Source organism: Candidatus Methylacidiphilales bacterium, assembly GCA_033875315.1.
Classification (GTDB): Bacteria; Verrucomicrobiota; Verrucomicrobiia; order Methylacidiphilales; family CAZTYG01; genus JANRJG01.
Window position 1 is genome coordinate 52,253 of the sequence record JANRJG010000032.1, and the last position, 20,525, is coordinate 72,777.

Sequence of the window (20,525 nt, forward strand, 5' to 3'; positions counted from 1 at the left end):
AGAGACCATTCGTGAACTGGAGCAAGACGGCAGATACTCCTCGCGCTACGCGTCCTGCGCCGGATGGGCACTTACCAGTTTGAGCAGGCCGAGTGTATCGGCGCCCTCGATCCGGGGGAGGGCAAGGAGCAGGATACAGCACCTCTCCAGCCCGCCCATAGTCCAAGTGGTTAACAAATTAGACTTCCAACAAGCTCGAAATCTCAGTGGTATCTCCGAAGAGAGTGTAGTAACCGGGGCACTTTGCCAATAACGTCGCTTCAGCTTGGGCATATTTACCGAACTGCCGGACGAACATAATCAGATTCTGACCCCACGCCCAAGGCCGGTATTGGTAGTCATGATGGACCACCATTTCTGGGGCGTGCAGCACACGAAAGCCCCGCTCCAGGGCCCGAAAGCAGAAATCGATATCCTCGCAGGCTGCGCTCCTGAAGCTCTCATCAAAGGAGACTGCCTGGGCTAGTTCACGGCTAATGGCCAAATTGCATGTAGGACCGTAAAGGAGAAACGGGGTCTCCTTGAAACGTCTGCCATTCAGCGTTCCGTTGATATCGTGATAGCGATCCATCCACGTTGCGTTCAGCGACAGGGTCAACCCCGAAAATGCATGCGCGTAGGGATTTCCTTGGAATGCTCTTCGTGTTGCCGCCACCCAGTTTTCTTGGGGAACACAGTCCATGTCGGTCATCAGGATTATGTCCGCACCCATTTTCAAGGCATGAGCGATTCCCGTGTTGCGGGCCGCCGCCGGCCCCCGGCCGTTTGAATGGTCGAGCTGATGAACTGAAGTCGGTAGCTTGGGCCAGCATTTCGAGCCATCATTGACCACGATCAAGCTGGCACTCTGCGTTACGAGCCTCTCCATGAGTCTTTCCAACTGGGCACAATTCGCCCGGCTTTGGCACCGCGTGGGCACCACCACAACTGCCTTTGCATCCTGCTTCACACCATTCTTTTTTAGCATCGGCTTGAGTTGCAGCACGGGCACACAAGTCAGGGCTGCCGTTTCCTCCGGACGTTTGGCTTTGAAGAAACCATAGGCCGTGACTTCGATGATTTTGGTCAGCAGGAAGCGCTTTCGTTGGGGTTTTCCTCGAAGCCGCTCCCACCAGTAATCCAGCGTCGGGCCACTGGGCAGATGCACCAAAGAACTCATGCCGCGTCTCCAAGCCAGGCGCAGTTGGCACAGTAGGGATGATTTTTATGTGTTTCGCGAAAGTCCTGTGCCGCAGGGGAAGAGAGGATGTGCCCGATTCGTCCCTGCCGGATGTGACCAAAGACTTGGGGATGAAACATATTGCAGGGGGTGACTTGGCCATCGTATTGGACGCAGGTTTCCCGTTCCAAGGCGGGACAGGAGCCGCGCCTTCCGTTTGTGCGTCGGGCCTGCCCGAGTTCCATCTCAATGCCCTGGATTTGATCCGGCATCAGGCAGCTAAGCCCTGAAGCCTGCATCAACTGAAACGCCTCCTGGAACTCCGTGCGCACGCCCTGCCATTCACCGATCAATCGGTTTTGTAGTCGGTAATCCGGCTGATCTGATCGCACCACGTTGTAGATGAGTCCGATTTTTTGATTCTGCGCAAATTGCGCCATCGCTTTGATCTGATGAAGGTTGTCTGCCTGAAGGGTAAAGACCAGAAAAGGTCGGGGGTTCATGTCTCGCAGCAGGTTGAAGTTCCGCTGCATCAAGTTCCAATTCGCCCCTTTGCGGATGCGCGCGAGTTCCTCAGGTTCCGGCGAGTCCATGGAAATGAAGAGCTGGATACGGTGCTCTTTGAGCAAAAGCACCCGATCTTCGTCACGGATGTTCAGATTCGTAAACAGATGGAGGGACGCCTCAGGCCAGCGGGATCGAATGATACGGCTAAACTGCGGGAACTGGGGGTGGAAGGTGCTTTCTCCTCTGCCATTGAGGCGCACGACTTCAGGTGGAACCTCAAACGCATCAAGAACCTGGGCCAAGGTCTGTTCAGTCATCAAGTAGCCCGGCTGGTTGCGCTCCTTGACAAATCCGCACATTTGGCAGGACAGGTTGCAATTGTGGCTGAGCTCCAGGATGAGTTCCCGGGGATGGACCGGTGTTACTGCTTCTGATTGCATTTGAGCACCTTACAGGGGTGGTTGCAGCGTCTCATGGCTTCTTGGACCGATTCCGTGTAGGAAGAATTCAGAATATCGTCAATCCGCTCGGTCTTCAGATTGCCCAGGGGCTTTTGGCACCCCATGATCCATGTCTGCTGAAAACAGGTGAACACATCCCCATTCGGCATGATGGAGAGGTTGCGACCGGCGGAGTAACAGATTTCGTGATCGGGTATCCGTTTCTGCTCCGAGGGCAGTGTGGTCCATTCACCATTGAACCCTTCTGTCATGTAATCCTGAACGCTGTGGTAAATGCCCCACTCGTCACAGAGTGCCCTGACTGCGGGAATATCCTCCCGGGTTTCTGCGGCAAGGACCGACTGGAGGCTGAGCTGGTCAGTCCGTAGAACCGAGCGGGCATGGTTCAAATTCCCCATCACCACCTCCATCGTGTCTCGACCGCGGACGAATTTCCATTTCTCACGGTCGAGGGTATCAATGGAGACCACGATATGGAGATTCAAATGGGCGATGCGGTCCAGAAAATCAGGTGTGAGGAGCACCCCATTGGTAATTAGCACCGTTCGGACTGGATGCTTCTCAATGGAAAAGAGGATTTCGCTGATCCGTTCTCGGAAGAGCAACGGTTCGCCGCCAACAATGCAGAACTCGCGCACGTTGGGCATCTGGTTGATCGCGTCGCTAATAAGTTCTGGTTCCAGAGGCTTGGGTGCCGGACGAATCGCCCAGTGGTGACACTTGGTGCAGCGCTCGTTGCAGCCAAACGAGATCAAGTAGTAGAGGTGTGTGGGCTTGAAGACGAATCTCATTACCTTCCTGCCTCTGTCCTTGGTTATATCAAGCAATTCACAGTCTAAACTTATCGTGGTGACCTTGCCCGCGACATCCCGGATCTAGAGATTTAACGATCCTCATAGGTCAGGCCAAAAATCGTGTCGGTCAGCCAGCGTTTGAATGACTCGTTGTCTTGGAACTGCTTGAAGAGCTGAGCATCGTCTTTAAACATCGCTGTAATGACCCGCTTTAGGGCCTTATCGTGCTCAATGCGCGCATTCTGCCTGTCCGAGTTCTTCCTGGCGTTTTGATATTTGGCGTCGGCCAGCACCTTCGGCGGAATCACCTCAATGATGCGTTTCTCGACGGCCTTCGGGTCGGCAAACAAACCGCCGAACTGGTCGTTGAACGCCTTGATGATGTTCGAGAGCTTGTCCAGCTCCGCCTCAGGTTTGTGGCCGCCGCCACTGGTGGGAATAGGCTCGATTTCTGCATCCTTATCCGCCAGTGAGATGGCCAGGGTCGCCTTCTTTTCCGCTCGATAGCTGTCCATGTCGATGGCTTCGAGAATGCCTTTTGATAAATCGATGTCTATTGGAGCAGGCAGCTTCGGAATCAGGAAGTTAAGGAAAATGGAGAGCTTCTCCCACTCCTGCACGCCATACGGAAGAATCGTGGCGAGGAAATCGTAAGTGCGGACAAACGCCTTGGCCCTGCCTTTGAAACTAACCTGGCCATCTTCGTCGAGGTCGCCCACATACACCGCCACGCAGGCGTCGAGGATGGGATCGAGCTTCTCTCGTTCCGCGCCGCCGAGATACAGCTCGACCAACTCATTCACCTTCTCGGGCGAATAGACCTGAAACGCATCCAGTTCGTTCTTCAGCGTGTGCAGTTTGTTCGCATCGGTCTCCTTGCTGAGAATCGTGGTGCGGTAGTAATCCGCGAAAGCCTTTTCAATAGTTTCGGTGTCATTCTGGAAATCGAGCACGAAGACATCGTGTTTCTTCGGGTGTGCGCGGTTCAAGCGCGAGAGCGTTTGCACGGCCTTGATACTGCTCAACACCTTGTCCACATACATCGTGTGCAGGAGCGGCTCGTCGTAGCCGGTCTGGAACTTGTCGGCGCAGATAAGGAAACGGTATGGGTCTTCCTGAAAGCGGTCGGCAATTTCGCCGCTGGGAAAACCATTCAGCTTAGTCTCACTGACTTTCTCGCCCTTGAACTCAGGCTCCCCAGAGAAAGCCACGATGGCTTTGTAGGGACTTTTGATTTCCGTGAGGTAATCGCGGAAGGCGAAGAAATACCGAATCGCCCGCTGGATGCTGCCGGTCACCACCATAGCCCGCGCCTGCCCGCCGATCTTGTTCTGACCGATGACCTGTTCGAGGAAGTGGTCCACCATGATCTCCGCCTTGTCGCGGATGGCCTTGCTGTGGCTCTCGACGTAAAGGCGCAGCTTTTTGCGGGCCTTTTTCACGTCGTATTCCGGGTCTCCCGGGATGGTTTTGGCGAGGCGATAGTAGCTCTCGACGGGCGTGTAATGCTTCAGCACGTCGAGGATGAAGCCTTCCTGAATGGCCTGCTTCATCGTGTAACCGTGGAAGGGGCGGTGCTTGATCTCGCCGCCTTCGGGATACGGGATGCCGAACATTTCCAGCGTCTTATTCTTCGGCGTAGCGGTGAAGGCAAAGTAACTGGCGTTGCGCAAAAGCTTCTTGGACTTGATGCGCTTCTCCAGCTCGGCGTTGATCCAATCTTCGTTGTCCGATTCGATATCGTCCGCAAGCGCCGCGCTAATCGCCGCAGCGGTCCGCCCGCCCTGACTGCTGTGTGCTTCGTCGATGATGATGGCGAACTTCCCGCCGCGATGCTCGCCGCCGATGGCATCGAGCACGAACGGGAAGGTCTGGACGGTGGAAATGATGAGCTTCTTGCCGTCCTTGAGAAATTTGGAAAGCTGCTGGGTCTTTGAAGTGCCCCCGCCATCCGTCACGGCACCGATGATGCTGCTGACTTGGGCGAAGCCCTTGATCGTCTCCCGAATCTGCTTGTCGAGGATACGGCGGTCCGTGACGACGATGACGGAATCGAACGCTTCCTTGCCGTCCTTGCGCGTGCTGATGAGCTGATGCGCCAGCCATGCAATGGAGTTGGACTTGCCACTGCCGGCCGAGTGCTGGATGAGATACTTCTGGCCCGCGCCCTTGGCGCGCACGTCGGCGAGGAGTTTACGCACGACGTCGAGCTGATGGTAGCGCGGGAAAATTTGAACCTTCTTCTTTTTGCCGGTCTTGAGGTTCTCCTCCTCCACGATCTGCGCATAGTTCTCCAGAATCTCCGTTAGCCCTGCCGGCGTGAGGATACGTTTCCAGAGGTAATCCGTCTTCAGGCCATCCGGGTTTGGCTTATTGCCTGCGCCGTCGTTCCAGCCCTGGTCGAATGGCAGAAACCACGAATCCTTGGCTGAGCCTTTGGCGCCCTTGAGGTGGGTGCAGAACGCCACCCGTGCATCATCCACCGCGAAATGCACCACGCAGCGACCGAATTCGAAGAGTGTCTCGCGCGGGTCGCGGTCCCGCTTGTATTGCTCGATGGCGTCTTCGACCGTCTGCTTGGTCAGGCTGTTCTTCAACTCGAACGTCATCACCGGCAGGCCATTGATGAACGCGCACAGGTCCAGCGCCCGTTTGGTTTCCTCGCGGCTGTAGGCCAGCTGGCGGGTGATGCTAAAACGGTTCTGAGCGTGGCGCTCCACCGCTTTCTGGTTCTCCGGCGAGGGCGTGCCGTAGAACAGTTCGAAGCTCAATGCATTGTGTTTGATGCCGTGGCGCAGCACATCAATTGTGCCTCGACGGGAAATCTCTCCTTGCAGGCGGGCGAGAAACTTCTGCCGGGCGATGTTCTTCTTGTCCTTGTAATCACCGATGCCGAGCTTGGCAAACTCATCAGGTTGGGTGGATTGAAGAAAGGTGAAAAGCTGCTCCACATCCACGGCGAACTCGCGGTCATAGGAGGTAGCCTTGCCGGCGAACCAACCGCTGCCGCCCTTGAGCGGCTTGGCTTCTGCCAACACTCCCGACGCTTCTGATGGCAAACCATCCGAGCCAGTCATGTGGCGCATGATCAGCGTTTCAAGGCCTTTTTCGGAGGTGTCAGTTCTCATGGCTTAATCGCTCCAAATTCGCAGCAACGCTTCCCGGAATGTATAGTCCCGAAGCAAACCTTCGGTCAGTAGTTTTTTCTTTGAGCCATGCCCTAGCTTCTTTACCAGTGTTTCAAGCATTCTGCCCTTTTGCGGCGGGGTCTCAAGGTAGATTGCTGTGGCTCTACCCCCTTCCCTGATTGCCGGCATAAGCTTCAAGACCCGCGCTGGCGGCACAAAAAGAACTTTTCCTGATTCATGATGCACCGCTTGGATGATCAAGTCGCCAAAGCGGTAAACGCTCCTTGCATCGTCCATGAACCACTGAAGTCTGCTACTTCGGGGATGCCGCATTTGTTTTTTAACCGCTCTGCGACCTTTCAAAATTGGCTGAAGCTCCTTGTTCGGAAGTGATATTCGTTCCAACTGGGCCAGAAAGCACCGGGAAACACTGCGGCGCAAGGATCGATGTGTCGGAGCTGCAACCTTTTTGCTGCTGAGAAAAGGCGGGCGGTAAAGAGCCTGGAGTTGCCGCAGGTAATCGCGTGACAATGGGTCACTGCAGCTCTGCTGGATAAACTGCTTTGCGGAAGACAACACTTCAGCATCCATAGTGCGGATTACAGCTTCAAAAAGTTGCTGAGCCGAGTGCCTCGACACATTCGCCGAGCCGACATAGACAACCCGGCCCAAAACAAAGACTTTGGCATGCAAGTTGGCCACGCTGTAAACGCGCACACCCCGTTTGCTCATTGCTAACAGGTCTGCCGGGCAGGTCTGTCCCGATTTCACGGCTGATTCACTGGCGTTCACCACGAGAATGCTGCCTTTCGGGAGTGGGAGCAGGCGGCTTGCGCCCTTGCCAAAATAGGCCACAGCCACAGCGCAGCGTTGCTGAGTGGAACGTGCAGCTTTTGTGAGTTGTGGCCACACATCCCCGGCTATGAAATTCGCACTCATCCTTTTAATTTCAGCTGGCTCAAGTATGGACGAAGAGATTTCTCCAGGCGGTCCATTGCCTTGATGATTTCATCTTGCAATGCTGGCCACTTTTCCTCCGCAGTTCGGTAGCCGCCGTCAGATAATCCGATGCGGATGCGGCAGGCGCGCTTGCCATCCAGTCGCTCCCAGCTCAGTTCGCCTCCGAAAGCGTCCTCGATCTCCGATTTGTGCGCAGCAAGTTGGTCAAAGATAAACTTATTCTCGTCCTCGGAATCTTTGCCACGATCAATGTATAGCTCCGCTCCGCGCCAATCCTGCGTCACCACGTAGTTGAGATTCAGACCGCGCAAGCCGGAACTCGCGCCGATCCAGGCATACTCGCCGGGCGTGATATGTGCATGGAGCTTGTTCACCTTGCCGGAGCGTTCGATCAATGTGGACCACCATCGCTTGCGGATGCCGTAGCGTTCCGCGATTTCCTTTTTCGCCTGCCCGACGCTTTGAGTTTCCTCGGACGGGCCGACAATCAGCGTGAACAGGGGCGCTGGCGGCGAATCACCAATGCGCACGGCTTCCACTTTGACCATGTAGAACGCGGCACTGCTGGATTCATTGAGCCAGGTGATGGCGGCCACGTGTTCCGGACGCGGGTCAGAAACAATCCAGATGGCCGCCTTGGCGCTCATGGCCGTGAGGTAGGTGATGAGCTTTCCGAGATGATCGTGATTACTCTTTTCGAGCTGGTTTTCGATGATGACCGTGCCGCCGCCTTCGTCCTCCGCCACAAGGTCAATACTGAATGAGCCGGCGGCCTGCTCACGGTCCACATTCACAAGGTTGAGATCGAGTGCGTCGTTGAGGACGCCGATGTTGTTCTCCAGCCATTGGGTGAAGTTATGCGCCTCATGCTTCCAGACTTCCCGCAAGTCCACACGTTCAAGCTTTCCAATAGGGGTCTTTGTCATGCTTCGATCTCCTCGGGTTCGTCTAGCGGATCTTCACCAGCAGGTTCGGGGGTGGAGGGGGTGAGGTCGGGGAGTTTGGCTGCGGCGGGGCGGACGTCCAGCTTGCCCGTCACCACGTCCGCCGTCAGCCGCGTTCGGTATTCCTGCATCAGCGCGATTTCTCGCTCCGTCCGGGTGACATCAGTCGTTCTCATTTCAGGCTCTCCCGTCGGCGATTCAAGATGCCATTCATGAAGGCGCGGATCGCAAATGCTTCCAACGGCCTTATCGATTGAAGGTCCGGCACTTCATAGGCACTCATTCGGCACACTACTTGGCCTTGGCACACATTTGTCTTTGGCTGCAAACCATCCACGTAGTGCTTGCCCCGTAGCTTTGCCTGCTTCAGCCGCTGCTCAATCTCGGTAAAAAAATCCAATTTTTGCGCCATCCCTACGTATGTAGCTATCCCGCGGGAATCATAGAATACGTAGATGCCATGCTTTCCCGTCAGGAGATCCTGCAACTTTTTGCGCTTCGCAGGGTCTGCGTGAATCCGCCAGGTTGCGCCTGCTGAAACGGGTTTAATGGAAAACATCTCTGTCAAAATCCGGACCTTCAGTCTGGACCGCTGACGCAGAAGTTTGGCGATGTTGTTTTTGGTTGGGAAAGCTGCGCCGCTTTTCCAATTGCTGATGGTAGCCTGCTTGACGCCAGCCGCAGCCGCCAGCTTTGTTTGATTACTCGTGCCTTCGACGAATGATACAGCTCCTATCAGTTTGCCGACCTCCTTCTTCCTGCCTTGCTTGATGCCGAGATTCAGGAAGTAATGAAACGCCCGAATGAAGTTGCTTTCCCTTGGTGTTCCGCCCTTCTTCCAGTTGCTGATGGTTGGCTGAGTAACGCCGAGCGCCTTCGCCTGACTTGTTTGCGTTTGGAGATTACCCACTTGAGCAAAGGCGTCCAAAAACCGCGTTCCAACGTTCTTGGTGCTCATGGTTCGTTTTCTTCCCTTTCGTTTTCGTCTGGCGCTTCGGTGGCGGTTTCGGGGGTCGAATCGGGCAGGTGGGCGGCGGCGGGGCGGACGTCCAGCTTGCCCGTCACCACGTCCGCCGTCAGCCGCGTCCGGTATTCCTGCATCAGCGCGATTTCTCGCTCCGTCCGGGCGATTAGCTCGTTGGGTCTGCTCAACTCCGTATCCAACCAATCGCAGATTTCCGTTTGCTGTGCTGTGGATGGCAGCGCGAACGTGACCCTTCCGACATCGTTCGTGCTCACATTAAATTGCGCCGTTCCTGTGGTGTCCGCCAGCACTTGATCGTAGAAAACGGAGGTTTGGAGCATGAACACAAGAAACCGGACGAGCAGTTCACGCTCTTCTGGTCGAAATCGAGCTACACGCTGATTGAGCTGCGCGGGCATGTCGCCCGCCCGGACGACGGCGAAGTTTCCAAGGCTTCCCGTTTCGCCAATGCTGCCCGACAGCCCATAGAGCACATCGCCTTCCTTGAGTTCAAATCCAGCGACGCAATCTGCCGGCGCGATGCGAACCGCGTCGGCTAGATCGAGACGTCCCCGGCGCAGGTTGCTCATGCGAATGACGGGAACGCCTGCATCTCTGAACGAATCCGTCTTGAACGCATATCCCCCTCGAATGCGGCAGACGTTTTTCAGGCGCTGCGGAGTCCATTCTTGCGGGATGTCGCCGAGCCAGGGGATGCCGGAGGGTTTGAGTGTGGCGTGGGGATCGAGGCCGCGGGTGACGGCGCGGTGGATGATGGCCTGCTTCTGCTCGTTCAGCAGCCCGATCAGCTTCCGCTTCGCCCGGATGAACCCGTCGATCTTCTGGTTCGCATGCTCCAGAAACCGCACAATGGCCGCTTGTTCGTCGGGGGGAGGCTGAACGGAGTATATGACTTTGAAATGCTCCGGTCGGAGACTCCACATGTCGGACGTGATGCCGTAGGACCAACGCTCGGCTTCTTTGGCAAAAGAAGGTGTCCGGTAGAGGTGATGGTAATACCAAGGCGTGCAGTCCTTGCGGGGTCGCATCACAACGTAGGCTGGACTGATGATGCCGCGAAAGCTGGATGCGCCAACCGCTCCCTGCCAAGCGCGCATCTTGTTGTAGGCGATGTCGCCGGGTTGAACGAGTTTGTAAGCGCCCTTGTTGACGTTCGAGCTGTCCTTCTTGGACGTGTCGGTGAGCAGTGCTTTCTGCTGGATGATTCCTCGCGTGATGGTCACGGACAGCATCTCTTCGTTGGGATGATTGCGGTCTTTGACTTCCTCAAACAGCGCACGGTTCGGGAGCAGCGACCAATGGGCCGGAATCCGTCCGAGCCATTTCTGCTCCGACTCGTTGTATTCCGAATACGGCTGGAGTCCCTCGATCATAGCGTGCTGAACCAGGTCTTGAGTTTTTGCGCCATGAGGTGGCGACGGGTTTCGAGGAAGGCGTCGTATTCCGGAATGTCGCCATCCAGGAGGGTCTCGGGCAGGCAATTCTCGCGGAGGTTGGCGCGAAGCTCGGCCTCATCGGTGATCCCGCCGTATTTGACCGTTCCCCCCCGGACCTGCTCCGCCAGTTCGGCAAAGTAGATGTGCGGCGAGGTGTTGCTGATGGCGATGTTGATCTCGCTCTGGGCGAGGACGAAATTGGCGATCTGGTTGTAGCGCCCTTTGGAGAGGTCGTGTTCCCGTTTGAGCCAATCCTTGGGATAGACGTGGTGCACGTCGGTGCGGTTGAGCAGGAGGTCGCGCACAGTGATGTCGCGCGAGAGAAAGCCCTTGTCGCCGAGCTTGGCCTGGGCGGCGCGGAAGGCATGGAAGTAAGGGCTGGTCGAGGAGGAGGTCTCCATCTCCTGGGGCAGGAGGTTTTGCCAATAGCTGTCGCTGAGTTCCGCTTCGATGACGGCGTTGGCGTAGGAGGCGAGGCCGCGCGCCTCGATCTGGCGGATGTCGAAGTCGAAATTCGACTCGGGGTTGCCCGCGTAGCGTCCGGTCAGAACACTCATGACATACCAGCGGCGGACGAGCCGCTCAAGATCGGCGGCGGGCATGCCCTCGGCGCGACCGCGGAGGTAGATAATATAGGCGAAGTTCACGCCGTTCTGGCCCCCGATGAGGCTGCTGTTCACGAAGCCGGCGGAGCGGAGCGTCATGACAAGACGGTCGTAGTGCGTCTTGCTCATGAAATTGAGGATGCCGGTCTTGAGCTTGGCGAAGGATTGCTCGGCGATGGCGTCTTCGTATTGCTTGGTCTCGAAATTACGGCCGGAGAGGAGGGCGACGAGGTCCTGGAGCTTGCCCCGGCCGAATTCTGAGGTGAAGGCGACCCGAAGCATGTCGGTGTAGGCCGGGTCGTAGAGGTCGTCGTTCACCTCGGCCAGCCACGCGAGCTTTGGGTAAAACTCGGAGGCGGCGAAGGCGGCATCGCCATTTTTGATGCGGGCATGAAACTCGGGCGCGACGGCAAGATGGCAGAAGTAGTCGATAGCTTTGCGCAGGAGGTTGCCGCCGTAGGTTTCGTTCGCGGCGATCTTGGACATAGCGAAGTCGGCCTGGCTGAGAGACGCCCCGGCGGAGTTCACCCGGATGAAAATCTCGGTCACGGTCTCGATGTCGAGATCCTCGGCGAGATCGATGATGCCGACGTGGTTGTTGATGATCTTGCGCAGCTTTTCGAGAGTGGAGAACAGAACGTCGGCATCCACACCGGGGTTGGCCTCGCAGTATCTTTTGGTGAGTTGGAGAAGTTTGACCTCCGGAGAGAAAAGCTCGGCCACATCGGGAATCCACGCGGCGTTCTTGCTGATGGCGGGGTTGTTGACCTCGAACTTCTCCTCGACGGGATGGAAGGCGATGCGGATGCGGACGGTCTCATAGTCCTTCGTCAGCACTTCCTGGCCGAGGAGAGCCGCCATGAGCGCGGTGACTCGCTGCTGTCCGTCGATGAGGATGCGCTTGCCCGCCGAATGGCTGCCGTCCTTGAGCTTCACCGTCGGGTTGCGCCACGCAATGAGGTAGCCCACGGGATAGCCCTGGTAGAGCGAATCGAGGAGGTTACGGACCTTGGTCGGCTCCCAGACGAAGGGGCGCTGGATCTCGGGAATGGCAATCTCGCGGGATTTGACCCATGTGAGCAGCGTTTCGATGGGATGCGGGGTGACGGAGTAGCGCTGGGTGGACATGGCTTAGGCTTGCACTCCTTTCGTGATTTCGCTGAGCAGGCCCTCGGTTTCCTGTTCGAGCTTGAGGATATCGGCGCTGATCTCGGCAAGGGTGCGGAGTTGCGGCGGCTGGTAGAAGTGGCGGGTGAAGCTGACTTCGTAGCCGATCTTGGTGTCGGCCTCGACGATCCAGGCATCGGGCGTGTAGGGCAGGACTTCGCGGCGGATGAAGGCTTCGATGCCGCCTTCCTCCAGCAGCGGGATTTGTTCGAAGTCGCGCAGTTCGCTGTCGGGCTCGTATTCGACGAGGGCAGCCTTGCCCGCGACCTTGGCTTCATACAGGCCGCGCAGCGGATCGGGCTGGGCTTTGCCGGGTTTGTGGACTTTCTTGATGACGGGCGGGGCGGCTTCGTCGCGCCAGCTCACGGCGTTGATGATGGGCTTGAGGTCGGAGGCGGAGATTTTCATGCCGAGCTTCTTTAGGGCGGCATCCACCTGTTCGAGGAAGACGTTGTGGTCCTGGAAGAGTCCGTCGCCCAGCGCGGCGCGGAGTTTCTCCGCTGTCTCGACGAGCGCGGCGTCGCGTTTCCAAGTGTCGGGATCGAGGAGCTTCTTCTTGGTCTTCTCGGGCAGGCCTTTCTTGCCGCCGCCTTCGCCGTTTTCCTCGTCGTCGCCGGCGTCGTCCTGACCCCAGTTGTCCACGAGCTTGGCGAGTTCATCGCGGACGGCGGCCGGTTTCTCGAAGAGATCGTCGCCGAGCTGTTCGTAGAGCGCGGCGCGGATTTCCTCGTCGCCGGAGGCGAAGCGGAGGGCCTCGATGCGCTGGCGGGTGAGCTGGCTGCGGAGGCGGAGCGGGCGCTCGACCTTCACCTTCCAATAGCCGAAGGCGGCGTTGGGGAAGATTTTCGACTGCGGGGTTTACTGGAACGCGAGGAAGGTGTCGCAGATTTGCTGGATGTGTTCGGGGGCGAGTTCGCAGTTCTTCTTGCCCATGTTTTTGCGCAGCGGGCGAAACCATGGGGTGGCGTCGATGAGCTGGACCCGGCCGCGGCGGTGCTCGGGCTTACGGTTGGAGAGCACCCAGACATAGGTGGCGATGCCGGTGTTGTAGAAGAGGTTCAGCGGGAGGGCGACGATCGCTTCCAGCCAGTCGCTCTCGATGATCCAGCGGCGGATGTTGCTCTCGCCCTGGCCGGCGTCGCCGGTGAAGAGTGACGAGCCGTTGTGGACCTCGGCGATGCGGCTGCCGAGCGGGGTGTCGTGCTTCATCTTCGCCAGCATGTTGGCGAGGAAGAGCATCTGGCCGTCGCTGCTACGGGTGAGGAGGGAGTAGTCGGACTCGCCGGCGTGCTGGATGACGAAGCGCGGGTCTTTGAGGTCCTTCTTGCCACCCATGCGTTCGAGGTCGGCCTTCCAGCTTTTGCCATAGGGCGGATTGGCGAGCATGAAGTCGAACTCGCGTCCGCGGAAGGCGTCGTTGGACAGGGTGCTGTGCTCCGAGCCGCCGACGATGTTGTCCGCCGCGTCGCCGTCGCCCTTGAGGAGCATGTCGGCCTTGCAGATGGCGTAGGTCTCGTCGCTGATTTCCTGACCGTAGAGGTGGGTAGCGATCTGCTTGCCGCGCGACTTGGCGATCTGCTGGAGGGTTTCCTCGGCGACAGTCAACATGCCGCCCGTGCCGCAGGCGCAGTCGTAGAGGAGATACGTGCCGCTCTCGATACGGTCGGCCACGGGCAGGAACATGAGGTTGGCCATGAGCCGGACGGCGTCGCGGGGCGTCCAGTGTTCGCCTGCTTCCTCGTTGTTCTCCTCGTTGAAGCGGCGGACGAGTTCCTCAAACATCGTGCCCATGCTGTGGTTGTCGAGGCCAGGCATCTCGCCGACGGGGTGCGGGCTGAGGTTGATGTCCTTATCGAGGAACTTCTCGATGAGCATGCCGAGGGCGTCGGCCTTGGAGAGCTTCGGGATCTGGTTGCGGAAGGAGAAGTTGTTCAGGATGTCCTGCACGTTCGGCGAAAAGCCGTCGAGGTAGGCCTCGAAGTCGTCCTTGAGCTTCTGCTGGGTGGCGCGGGACTTGAGGTCGCGCAGGAGGAAGGGCGAGGTGTTGTAGAAGGCTTGGCCCGAGGCGGAGCGCAAGGCGTCGTCCTGGTTGGTGACGCCTTCCTTGTCGAGGGCAGCCTTCATTTCGAGCACGGCGGCCTTGGTCGGCTCCAGCACTGCATCGAGGCGACGCAGGACGGTCATGGGCAGGATGACGTCGCGGTATTTGCCGCGGACGTAAACGTCGCGGAGGACATCGTCGGCGATGTTCCAGATGAAGTTGGTGAGCCAGTTGAGTTGGGCGGAGTCCATGTGCTGTTTTCCTAGTAGAAAGCGGGTGAGTGAAGAAGTAGGCCGGAAATACTGGCAAGAAACGTCGCGCAGGGGCCGTGACTGCGACTGGGGCGAAAAGGAAAGCTTTCGGAAACAGTAATCGGCATGGGAAGAACTTAGTGAAACGGTAGGGACAGGGATGGACCCTGGCTAGTCTCCGTTTGGACCATCGACGCGGTTGATCCCGCTAGGAATGGCTCGCTTCTGCCCCGAATGGGGTCGCGCCGCTTGAACGGATGCGATCCGGCCTGTTTGGGATGTCCGGGGCAGGTTTCCGGAGCCCTCATGGACTTCGGTTGAGTCTGGATTTTCGGGAATTCTTCCTATCCCACTCGCCAGTAGTTACTTATAGAAAGTCCGGGGAAAAGCTGTCCTGCCATTCAACCAAATACTGTCACACCTGTATTTTCAACCAAATACGGTCCCTTGGGGACTGTATTTCTTGAGATGTGCAACGCGCCCGCCGGGGCCTCAGGCGGTGCGCATGGGCATGATGACGTAGAGGAAGGGCTTGTCGTGGCGGATGACGCCGGGACTGAGCTCGTCCGTGAAGTCAAAGTGCACTAGGTCGCTGTCCAGATTGCGGAGCGGATCACCGAGGTATTCCGGATTGAAAGCAATGCTGAACTCTTTTCCCTTGTAAGGAACGGAGATGGATTCACGGGCCTCGCCCACGTCGGGGGTGTTGGCGGTGATCTCGATGCCGTTCTTGGAGAAGTTGAGTTTGACCGAGTTTGACTTCTCACTGGAGAGCAGGGCCACGCGCTTGATCGAGGTCAGGAACAGTTCGCGCTCGAGGGTGATGCGTTCCTTGGTCTCGCTGGGGATGACCTGCTTGTAGTTCGGGTAATTGCCCTCGATCAGTTTCGAGATGAGGTAGGTGTTGCCGATGGAAAAGGCGATCTGGTTCTCGGCGATGGCGATTTCCACATCGCCCTCGGCACCGAGCGTGCGCAGGAGTTCGTTGACGGCCTTGGTCGGGAGGATGACGTCGATCTCATTCGCCTTGGGGAATTCCATTTCCTGTTCGACGAGGGCGAGGCGGCGTCCATCGGTGGCGACGACGATGAGCTTGCGGTCCTTGAGGCTGAGAAGAGCGCCATTGAGGACATAGCGGGATTCGTCCGTGGACATGGCGTAGTTGGTCTTGCGGAGCATTTCCCGGAAATCCTTCTGGGCCAATTTGAAGAGGCGGGCCCCTTCGGTTTTGGGGAAGGGGGGGAAGTCTTCCTCGGGGAGACCCATGATTTTGAAGAAGCTGGAACCGGCCTTGATGCTGGCGGCGTTCTTGTTGTCGATATCGAGGGTGATTTCCGTGGCGGGAAGTTCGCGGATGATGCTGAGGAGGCGGCGCGCCGGGAGCGTGGCGGCACCGGCTTTTTCCACTTCGGCTTCGACGCTGGTGCGGATGCCGGTGTCGAGATCGGTGGTGGAGAGCGTGAGGGTTCCGTTTTCGGCGCGGAGGAGGACGTTGCTGAGGACGGGAAGGGTGGTGCGGGAACTGACCACGCTCTGGACGATTTGCAGGCCTTCAAGGAACTTGTCGCGATGGATAACGATCTTCATGGGATACACTGTATTAAGTAATTAAGAGAGAAAGAAAATCAGTAGTAATAAGTGGGTAAATAATCCATGTGTCCAGCCGCAAGTCAAATGCTATCAATAGGTTGACCCGGAAAAAACCTTGTGAATGACCCTGCAGGTATCGGCACTTGTCGGCTCGTGGACAAAAGGGAGGGGAGATATCGGCGGATCTGCCCAAGTTATTGGCAGGATACTGGGCACAGGAAAAGTGCGGAAGCAGGAGGGGGCTTGGAAAGCCCGTGGCCAGAAGAAGATAGAAAACGCGGTCAAACCGGGTTGGATTCCAGCTTTTGGATGAGGAATTGCACCTGTTGTTTGAGGTGGGCGTCTTTTTCCATGCGGGCCTCGATGGTGCGGCAGGCATGGAGGACGGTGCCGTGGTCCCGACCACCGAAGCATTCGCCGATTTCCTGCAGGGATTTGCCGGTTTTTTTGCGGGCCAGATACATGGCGACCATGCGGGGGATGGCGATGTTGTTCGGGCGCCGCTTGCTGGTCATGTCATTCATGCGCAGATCGAAGTTTTCGGCCACGCGGCGCTGGATGAGCTCGATGGTGATCTGCTGGCGGGTTTCCTGTTGGATGAAGTCTTTGAGCAGGTCCTCGACCTGGGCTTGGGTGATCTTGCGTTCGTTCAGGGCGGCCCAGGCGGCCACGCGGTTGAGGGCGCCCTCCAGGCGGCGGATGTTGGCCTTGATGTTTTCGGCAATGAAAAGAAGGATGCTATCCCCGAGTTTGACTTCCAGCTTGGCGGCTTTGGAGCGGAGGATGGCCAGGCGGGTCTCGATGTCCGGGGGTTGGAGTTCGGCCGTCAGCCCCCATTCGAAACGCGAGACCAGGCGCTGCTCGAGGTTCTTGATATCGGAAGGCGGGGCATCGCTGGAAAGCACGATCTGCTTGTTGCCATCGAACAGGGCGTTGAAGGTGTGGAAGAACTCCTCCTGGGAGCGTTCCTTGCCGCCGAAGAATTGGATGTCGTCGATGAAGAGAACATCGGCCTGGCGGAAGCGGCGCCGGAATTTGACCAGTTCCCCGTGCTGGATGGCGGAAACAAACTCGTTGGTGAACTGCTCGGAAGTGACGTAGACGACGCGGGCCTTGGCGTTTTTTTCCAGAATGCGGTGGCCGATGGCGTGCATGAGGTGGGTCTTGCCCAGACCGACGGCGCCATGGATGAGGAGGGGGTTGTAGGTTCGGGCCGGGGACTCGGCCACGGCCGAAGCCGCGGCGCGGGCAAACTGGTTGCCGGCTCCTTCGACGAAAGAGGAAAAAAGATAACGCGGGATCAGTTCCGTGCGGACCGGAGCCTTGGTGGTGGGTTCATCCACTTCCTCGGTGGCCACCGGGGCGGTCGTCCGGCCCGGGGTGCCGACCAGTTCGAAGGCGACGCGGGTCTCGCGGCCGGTGATCAGGTGGAGGCAGTCCCGGAGTTGCGGGAGGTAGTTTTCCTCGATCCAGTATTGGTAAATGGTGTTCTCCACGCCCAAAGAAAGCAGGCCGGGCTCATAGTTGAGGGGGCGGACGGGCTGGAACCAGCGGCGGCAGGCGTCAGGCGAGATCAACTTCTGGAGTTCGGCAAACACCTTCTCCCAGAGGGCGGAGGGTTCATGGGTGCCGAGGTGTTCTTGCATAACGTGGGAGGTCAATTAGAGGCCAAGGAAAAAAGACGACAAGAGAAAAAAGACCCGCCCATGCATTCTTGTTTCAACGCGCTTGACGCTCGGGCCTTCTTCGCAATCTGCCCTGAAACCGCATGAATGCTGCTTCCACAAGGAGGGTGATTAGATTAAATAACAAGTTAGGTGAGACCCAAGGCACACCGGGAACGGAAAAATATTTATTTATTCGAGTGGAACCCTTTTTCCGGTCTCCCCCTTGATCGTGAAAGGAGGACGGGCCCATTTTCTTTGATCATCCGGCCGTGGCTTCGATGACCAGGGCGGTGATGTTGTCGCGGCCGGAATTGTCGAGGGCCCGTTGCTGAAGGCGGAGCGCCGGGGGAAGGAGGCGTTCCTGTTCATCGGGTTCGCGCAAAAGCCGTTCAATCTGGCGGTCCCAGAGTCCGTCGATCAATCCATCGGTGCAGAGCAGGAAGAGATCGCCCGCCTTCCAATCCAACGCGCCGGTCTGGGGTTCGATGAACTGGTGTCCGGCGCCGAGGGCCTTTTGGAGGGAGTTTTTCCCCGGGTGGGAGCGGGCCTCGCGCTCGGTGATTTTGTCGTTGCGGCGTTGCCAGCCGATGTGGGTGTGGTCGTGGGTGATCTGCTGGATACCCCCCTCCGCCGGCAGGAAGTAGATCCGGCTGTCTCCCAGGTGGCTGAAACGCATCCGCCTGGGCGAAAACCAGGCCAGGCTCAGGGTCGCCCCCATGCCGCGACATTCCTCGTATTGCGAACCCAGGTAATCCAACGCACGGTGGATCTCGCCGAACAATTCCTGGTAAAGGTCGGTGAAACCCACTTCCTGTCCGGCGGCGGCGGCGCGGAAGCCGCGGGGGAGGAGTCTGGTGACTTTTTCCACCGTGATGCGGCTGGCGAATTCCCCGGCACGGGCGCCCCCCATGCCATCACTCACGGCGAAGACATAATCCCTCAGGCCGAAGTTTCCTTGTCCCTCTTTTCCCAAGTAGGCCACGCCCTCAGCGTCCAGGGCCAGGCCAAGAAAGGAGTCCTCGTTGTTGGAACGGACTTTTCCCGTATGGGTGATGGCGGACCAAGTCAGGGAAAGGGGGGTTTCGGAGGCGCTGGGGTTCATCGTCTTAGGTCGGCATTGCCGGCATCGGTTTGGGGGAAACATGGGTAGGATCGTCGAGAATGGTCGCGAATTCGAAATCAATCAGGCAGAAGCGCCCGTCACTTTGGCGGTAGGTGACATTGCGGGTCTCCGGATCCTCATGGCGAACGCCGTAGGTCTCCAGTTCGGCAAAGAGCGCCGCCCGCTTGGTCTCGCTCAGGTGTTCGACCCGGCGGCCGCAATTGGTGGTGACCAGGAAAAGCTGGGCCGGATCGGAATCCAGGATACGAGGAACGAAGCCGCATCCACGGGATTCCAAGTGGCGGAGGACCCGGACTTCGTTGGCAAAGCGCTCGGCCGCCTGGTGGCCGCGGAAAGTTTTGCAGACCCGGCCATCGTAACCAATGCGCACCAGCGCGCGCCGGGTATCCTTGACCTGTTCCATTCCCCCATGCTCTTCAAGGAAGTGCCCTGCGGCAATCAAAAGTCCACCTGCCGGTAAACGGCGGGCCGGTGGGGAAGGAGACGACGCACAAATCGGCGGATAATGGCACCAGACCTGCTTCATTTGACGTCCAAGGGCGGGCGTGGTAACCCATGAGCCGCCAACGGGTGGGGGCGTGTGCACACGCCACCGTCCCAAACAATCCAACAACCCAACAAAGAAATATGGCCAAATACAAACTCGAATATGTCTGGCTGGACGGATACACGCCGGTCGCCAACTTGCGCAGCAAGACCCAAATCAAAGAATTCAGCAGCTTCCCCAAACTGGAAGAGCTCCCGATGTGGGGCTTCGATGGAAGCTCGACCCGCCAGGCCGAAGGCCGCAGCTCCGACTGCATGCTCAAGCCCGTGGCCGTCTTCCCTGACACCACCCGCAAGAACGGCGTGCTCGTCATGTGCGAAGTCATGATGCCCGATGGCAAGACCCCCCACCCGTCCAACACCCGCGCCGGCATTCTCGATGATCCCGATGCCTGGTTCGGTTTCGAGCAGGAATACTTCCTCTATGAAGATGGCGCCCCCCTCGGCTTCCCGGCCGGTGGTTACCCCGGCCCCCAAGGTCCCTATTACACCGGCGTTGGCTACAAGAACGTCGGCAGCATCGCCCGCCAGATCGTCGAGGAACACCTGGACCTCTGTCTGGACGCCGGCATCAACCACGAAGGCATCAACGCCGAAGTGGCCAAAGGCCAGTGGGAATTCCAGATCTTCGGCAAAGGTTCCAAGACCGCGGCCGACCAAGTCTGGATGGCCCGTTACCTCCTCCTCCGTCTTTGCGAAAAATACGGCATCGACATCGAATGGCATTGCAAACCCCTCGGCAAGGATCTCGACTGGAACGGTTCCGGCATGCACTCCAACTTCTCGACCAAATTCATGCGCGAAGTCGGCGGCAAGGAATACTTCGAGAAACTCATGGCCCAGTTTGCCAAGAACATGGATGAGCACGTCGCGGTTTACGGACCGGACAACCACCTGCGCCTGACCGGCCTCCACGAAACCCAATCCATCGACAAATTCACCTACGGCATCGCCGACCGTGGATCTTCGATCCGGGTGCCCCACAGCTTCGTCAACAACGGCTACAAGGGCTATCTGGAAGACCGCCGCCCGAATTCCCAGGGCGATCCCTACGCCATCGCCAGCCGGATTCTCAAGACGATCTCGGAAGTTCCGACCAAGTAAACATCCGCACAAGTCTGCATTCAGGGCGGCGTCCCCACCGGGACGCCGCTTTTTTTT

17 protein-coding genes are annotated in these 20,525 nt (G+C 58.1%); 1 reads left to right on the forward strand and 16 read right to left on the reverse strand.

The window, feature by feature from the left end:
* Nucleotides 1–178 precede the first annotated feature (178 nt).
* The 16 genes from SFU85_09750 to SFU85_09825 all read right to left on the reverse strand — a co-directional run bounded on the left by SFU85_09750 (nucleotide 179) and on the right by SFU85_09825 (nucleotide 19,221).
* Entirely contained in the window at nucleotides 179–1,159 is a 981-nt protein-coding gene (locus SFU85_09750) for a glycosyltransferase (protein MDX6767063.1), read from the reverse strand.
* Nucleotides 1,156–2,106: a radical SAM protein gene (locus SFU85_09755; GenBank protein MDX6767064.1), complete on the reverse strand. Its 951-nt coding sequence runs from the start codon at nucleotides 2,104–2,106 to the stop codon at nucleotides 1,156–1,158. The genes SFU85_09750 and SFU85_09755 overlap by 4 nt, the downstream gene beginning before the upstream one ends.
* The gene (locus SFU85_09760) at nucleotides 2,088–2,918 is read right to left on the reverse strand and encodes a radical SAM protein (protein MDX6767065.1); all 831 of its coding nucleotides are present in this window, start codon (nucleotides 2,916–2,918) and stop codon (nucleotides 2,088–2,090) included. Before SFU85_09760 ends, SFU85_09755 begins: the two co-directional genes overlap by 19 nt.
* Nucleotides 2,919–3,010: 92 nt before the next feature.
* Nucleotides 3,011–6,049 (reverse strand): type I restriction endonuclease, encoded by a 3,039-nt coding sequence (locus SFU85_09765; protein MDX6767066.1) that lies wholly within the window; start codon nucleotides 6,047–6,049, stop codon nucleotides 3,011–3,013.
* 3 nt (nucleotides 6,050–6,052) lie between these two features.
* Nucleotides 6,053–6,988 carry a phospholipase D family protein gene (locus SFU85_09770; protein ID MDX6767067.1) on the reverse strand — a complete coding sequence of 312 codons (936 nt, stop codon included), beginning with the start codon at nucleotides 6,986–6,988 and terminating at the stop codon, nucleotides 6,053–6,055.
* On the reverse strand, nucleotides 6,985–7,935 hold the full coding sequence (locus SFU85_09775; protein ID MDX6767068.1) for a DUF4268 domain-containing protein: 951 nt from the start codon (nucleotides 7,933–7,935) through the stop codon (nucleotides 6,985–6,987). Before SFU85_09775 ends, SFU85_09770 begins: the two co-directional genes overlap by 4 nt.
* The gene (locus tag SFU85_09780; protein ID MDX6767069.1) at nucleotides 7,932–8,129 is read right to left on the reverse strand and encodes a hypothetical protein; all 198 of its coding nucleotides are present in this window, start codon (nucleotides 8,127–8,129) and stop codon (nucleotides 7,932–7,934) included. The genes SFU85_09775 and SFU85_09780 overlap by 4 nt, the downstream gene beginning before the upstream one ends.
* Entirely contained in the window at nucleotides 8,126–8,911 is a 786-nt protein-coding gene (locus SFU85_09785; protein ID MDX6767070.1) for a hypothetical protein, read from the reverse strand. Before SFU85_09785 ends, SFU85_09780 begins: the two co-directional genes overlap by 4 nt.
* Nucleotides 8,908–10,311, reverse strand: coding sequence for a restriction endonuclease subunit S (locus SFU85_09790; protein ID MDX6767071.1), 1,404 nt, complete (start codon nucleotides 10,309–10,311; stop codon nucleotides 8,908–8,910). The genes SFU85_09785 and SFU85_09790 overlap by 4 nt, the downstream gene beginning before the upstream one ends.
* Nucleotides 10,308–12,107, reverse strand: coding sequence for a DUF262 domain-containing protein (locus SFU85_09795; protein MDX6767072.1), 1,800 nt, complete (start codon nucleotides 12,105–12,107; stop codon nucleotides 10,308–10,310). The genes SFU85_09790 and SFU85_09795 overlap by 4 nt, the downstream gene beginning before the upstream one ends.
* Before the next feature lie 3 nt (nucleotides 12,108–12,110).
* Nucleotides 12,111–12,956, reverse strand: coding sequence for a hypothetical protein (locus tag SFU85_09800; protein ID MDX6767073.1), 846 nt, complete (start codon nucleotides 12,954–12,956; stop codon nucleotides 12,111–12,113).
* Nucleotides 12,957–13,004: 48 nt separating this feature from the next.
* Nucleotides 13,005–14,438 carry a class I SAM-dependent DNA methyltransferase gene (locus SFU85_09805; GenBank protein ID MDX6767074.1) on the reverse strand — a complete coding sequence of 478 codons (1,434 nt, stop codon included), beginning with the start codon at nucleotides 14,436–14,438 and terminating at the stop codon, nucleotides 13,005–13,007.
* A 492-nt stretch (nucleotides 14,439–14,930) separates the two neighbouring features.
* Nucleotides 14,931–16,025 (reverse strand): DNA polymerase III subunit beta, encoded by a 1,095-nt coding sequence (gene dnaN, locus SFU85_09810; GenBank protein MDX6767075.1) that lies wholly within the window; start codon nucleotides 16,023–16,025, stop codon nucleotides 14,931–14,933.
* Between the two features lie 284 nt (nucleotides 16,026–16,309).
* A complete protein-coding gene (dnaA, locus tag SFU85_09815; protein MDX6767076.1) occupies nucleotides 16,310–17,674 on the reverse strand; it encodes a chromosomal replication initiator protein DnaA in 1,365 nt (454 codons plus the stop codon).
* Between the two features lie 280 nt (nucleotides 17,675–17,954).
* A complete protein-coding gene (locus SFU85_09820) occupies nucleotides 17,955–18,797 on the reverse strand; it encodes a protein phosphatase 2C domain-containing protein (GenBank protein ID MDX6767077.1) in 843 nt (280 codons plus the stop codon).
* Nucleotides 18,798–18,801: 4 nt separating this feature from the next.
* Nucleotides 18,802–19,221, reverse strand: coding sequence for a hypothetical protein (locus SFU85_09825; protein MDX6767078.1), 420 nt, complete (start codon nucleotides 19,219–19,221; stop codon nucleotides 18,802–18,804).
* A gap of 224 nt (nucleotides 19,222–19,445) precedes the next feature.
* Here SFU85_09825 and SFU85_09830 point away from each other — a divergent pair, with 224 nt between their 5' ends.
* Complete coding sequence (locus SFU85_09830; protein MDX6767079.1) at nucleotides 19,446–20,468, forward strand: glutamine synthetase beta-grasp domain-containing protein; 1,023 nt, start codon at nucleotides 19,446–19,448, stop codon at nucleotides 20,466–20,468.
* Nucleotides 20,469–20,525 lie beyond the last annotated feature (57 nt).